This is a genomic window from Mucilaginibacter sp. (genome assembly GCF_041663085.1).
Taxonomy (GTDB): Bacteria; Bacteroidota; Bacteroidia; order Sphingobacteriales; family Sphingobacteriaceae; genus Mucilaginibacter.
The window spans coordinates 1-3,967 of the sequence record NZ_JBAZRC010000227.1; the positions used below are offsets into that span (position 1 = coordinate 1).

Annotated in this window: 3 protein-coding genes; all 3 read right to left on the reverse strand. The window is 42.0% G+C overall.

Going from position 1 to position 3,967, the window contains the following annotated elements; genetic code table 11:
- Positions 1-15: 15 nt before the first annotated feature.
- Positions 16-2,565 (reverse strand): DUF5686 family protein, encoded by a 2,550-nt coding sequence (locus WC615_RS22775; protein WP_372980320.1) that lies wholly within the window; start codon positions 2,563-2,565, stop codon positions 16-18.
- A 15-nt stretch (positions 2,566-2,580) separates the two neighbouring features.
- On the reverse strand, positions 2,581-2,955 hold the full coding sequence (locus WC615_RS22780; protein ID WP_191176664.1) for a GtrA family protein: 375 nt from the start codon (positions 2,953-2,955) through the stop codon (positions 2,581-2,583).
- 279 nt (positions 2,956-3,234) lie between these two features.
- Positions 3,235-3,967, reverse strand: a 733-nt coding sequence (locus tag WC615_RS22785; protein WP_372980321.1) for an inositol-3-phosphate synthase, incomplete at its 5' end; no start/stop codon positions are given.

The window sequence follows — 3,967 nt, forward strand, 5'->3', positions numbered from 1 at the left end:
ATAAAATTAAACATATTAAAAATCAAACTTAATCTTTACCCGTATTCCCCACGGGGCAATGCCGGGGTGGTCCAGGTAGGTAAACCTTCTTACTGCATCAACCCTGATGAATTTGAAGATGTTTTCGACGCCCACACTACCTTCCATATAAGGCGTTTTGCCCAATGCGTAGGTAATAGGTACGCCGTTCTCATCAACCGGGAACTGGTACAGGTTTGGATGTAGTGATGGCGTGCTTTGGTTGCTTAAACCACCGTAAAGCGCCTTGAATGACATTGTTTCGCGCCATTTTAATTTTTTAAATAACGGGATCTTGTTAAAGAAGAACCCGCCGAAGTGCTGATCTATGTTGATGGCGACTGAATGGTCGCTCACAAATTCCAGGAAGTTCATTAAGTTGTATGAATCTATGACGTACGCAAAGGTTTGGTTTGCACGGTGAACGTTAAGCAGGGGGTAAGGTACCTGCCCAAAGGTTTTTGAGCCCTCTAAAACCACATCCGCAAAGCCGAACGGGGCTATGTAAAAGCGCTTATCTCCACGGAAATCAATTTTTTTATATCCGTATTCGCCGCCCAGTACATTTTTCAAACCCATTGTAAAATCTAACGAGAGTATAGGGTACTGGTTAATGATAGGTGCGCGAAACAGCTTACCCTGGTAAAACTGCTCGTTTGGTGCGTAGCGGATGCCGGCGCTAACCTCGCTTGTGGTTAAATGCTGAAATATATTGGTGCCGGCGGTATTGATGAACGGGTACAAACTGCCTGTAGGCGTTTGCGTGAGTTTTTTTAGCCCAAGTTTATAAGAAAAATGGTTTTCAAACTCGCTTACGTAATCAATCCGGTACGCGTCGTTATAAAGGTATTTATCGTTCTTGCCACGTTTAAAGGAGAGCAGGAAGTTATCCTCCTGTGCATATTGTAGTTCCTGCCCCGGTATTTTTGTATCACGCTGAAAACTTGCGCGGATATAGTGCTGAGGGAACCTGTAAATACTTTTGTTATTTAACGAATAGGTAGTAGCGAATTGGTATTTCCAGCGGTCGTCTTTAAAGCCGTATGCCCCATAACCTTCCAGGAAGATACGTTTGCTAAAATCGGCGGTGGTACGGCCACCCACACGCAACCTGAGGCCCTCTACCGGGTTAAAGCTATAAAATGTACTGGCAGGGCCAATTTCAAACTTTCCAAAGTTTTTAAAACCGGCAAATAACAGGTTTATAATATCAGCCGTACGCCTGAATGATGGCATATGCACAAGGCTATCAATATTTTTATAGACTTTTGATTCGGCTGTTGTAAGCGTATCTAAGCGGTTCTCTGCCCAGAAACTCTCGGGGCGGTTACGCAGTTCTTCGTCTCCCAATTCGGGCCTTGCCTTGTACAAGGTGTCCTGGTGCGGTATATTAACCGCGTAATTCTTTCGTGTAAGCGTTCGGGTACCAAACAAGCCGCTTTTCCGCTTTTCGGTAATGCCAAAATCGGCAAAGGTATTGCTTCTGCTCAGGTGATAACGGCCATCAGGGTTCAGTTCAAAATCCTGGTCAACGTTCATGCTGCGCACAAAGTTTACGTTGATGTTTTTGTTTATCCTTAGCCCGGCTTTCTGCACGGCGTAGTTGCCGTCAAGAGTGATGAAGATCTGGCCCTCAAAAAGGATATCGTTGGTGTTACGCGGCGTAAAGCTCAGCTCAACCAGCTTTTTGCCGTTATCGAGCGTAACGGTATCGGTAATAAAAAATTTGTAGAAGGTAGGGGCGCTGTTGGCTATCGGGCTTAAAAACTGGCGGCCTAATAACAAAATGCTGTTATCGTAAATATCAACTTTTTCGTAAAGGTGTTTAAAGTACTGGCCAACACCTTCGGTATCAAAACCCGGCCCAAAATCTACCGATTTTTCGCCCAGTATCACATCACGGGTTGCTTCGGGATTTTTACGGTAATATACTTGCGATAGCCTTTCTTTCAGATAAATAGGGAGCAGCGTTTTGCCTGGGTATGTGGTGCTGTCCTTATTTTCGAACATGAACTTATACTTTCGGAAAAGCCTTTTCTCTTTAACCTTATCAGATATATTGCTGAGCGAGAATTGCATTTTGTCGTACTCTTTGTACTCTACAAAATTGTATGCCTCGGGGCGGTTTTTTTCTTTGTTTTCAATAACCTTACGTATTAGCGCTACTGCGGGGTTATCGTTAACATATTTTGATTTTTTAGCGCCTTTAATAGTTACCTGGCCCAACTGAGTTGATGTTGGGATCATGCGGATATTGATCACCTGCTCAACACCAGGTGCCACATTATAGGTAGCATCCTTAAAGCCGATATAACTTACTTTGATTTTTGTTTGGGGTTGGGTAGAGGTTAGTTTATAATAACCCTGGCCATTGGTAGTTACGCCAATAGTAGTGCCTGCAAAAGATACCGACACAAACGGAAGGCCGTCTTTATTACCACCATCGGTAACTTTACCGCTTACAACAGTAACTTGTGCCGTTACCCCGGCACTAACCAATAAAAAAAGTACAAGAAAAAGAAACTTATACGTGTATTTAAAAACCATTAACCTTATTCAATATTATGCAAAAACAAACTTTTTCTGCAGGAAGTAATTGTAAGTTATCCCAACAGTAAACGATACCAGAACCTTTGATATTTTATAATCTAACCCTATAAAATGCGTAACTACAAATACGCCACCTGTATTGAGGGCTACATTGCCACCCCAAACCAACATATATTTGAAGGCTTGTACCGGGATGGTTTTTTCTTTACGTTTTTTAAATACCCAAACCCTGCCTAATGCAAAATTTGTTACGCCGCCAACAATGGTTCCAATCAGGCTTGCTATAACGTACCAAAGGTAGAAAAATTCCTTACAGACTATTGTGGTCAAAAAGTCAAATAAGGATGCTATAAAGGATGACGCCTGAGCCTTAACAAATGTTGCCATTCACGTTTAAAAATATGTCCGGCTTTTGTTTTGTTTTTGACCTTGCCGTAAGATCTTAGTTATACCGCGTGCTTTATAGCAATTATCAGACCATGTAACTAACTCATTGTTACTATCTACGTAAATAAAGCAATTGTAGTATGAACTAAAAAAAACAACCTCGGGGGGAGGTGTGTTTTCGGTCGCGAATATCGTTATTTTTAACCAAAGTTCCTTTAAATAAAAAACCGGTTACCGCCCTGTAAGGCAATAACCGGTTTTTTTATTTAAAACGGTATATTATTGACCGGCAAACATATCGTCATAATAGTCAAGGCCCAGATGCGTGATCAGGTCTTCGCCCATTAGGTAACGTAAGGTGTTTTCCAATTTAATAAGTTGTTTAAAGATGTCATTCTCGGCATGTAAACCCGGCGCAGTTTGCGGCGATTTAAGGTAGAATGATAACCACTCCTGTATACCGCTCATGTTAGCACGTTTAGCCATATCGCAAAATAAAGCTAAGTCTAAAACGATAGGTGCTGCTAAGATAGAGTCGCGGCAAAGGAAGTTGATCTTGATCTGCATTTTGTAGCCTAACCAGCCAAAAATGTCGATGTTGTCCCAGCTTTCTTTGTTATCACCATGCGGAGGGTAGTAGTTGATACGGATCTTGTGGAAGATCTCGCCGTAAAGCTCAGGGTTATCTTCAGGGCGTAAAATATCTTCTAATACACCAAGTTTTGATACCTCTTTAGTTTTAAAGTTATCCGGGTCGTCAAGTACCAAACCATCGCGGTTACCCAAAATGTTGGTAGAGAACCAACCGTGTACACCTAATGAACGTGCTGCAAGGCCTGGTGCCAATACAGTTTTCATTAAAGTTTGGCCGGTTTTAAAATCTTTTCCTGCAATTGGTGTTTTAGTTAGTTTAGCTAACTCAATCATCGCAGGGATATCAACAGTTAAGTTAGGGGCGCCGTTTGCAAACGGTACACCAAGTTTTAAAGCTGCGTAAGCGTATATCATGCTT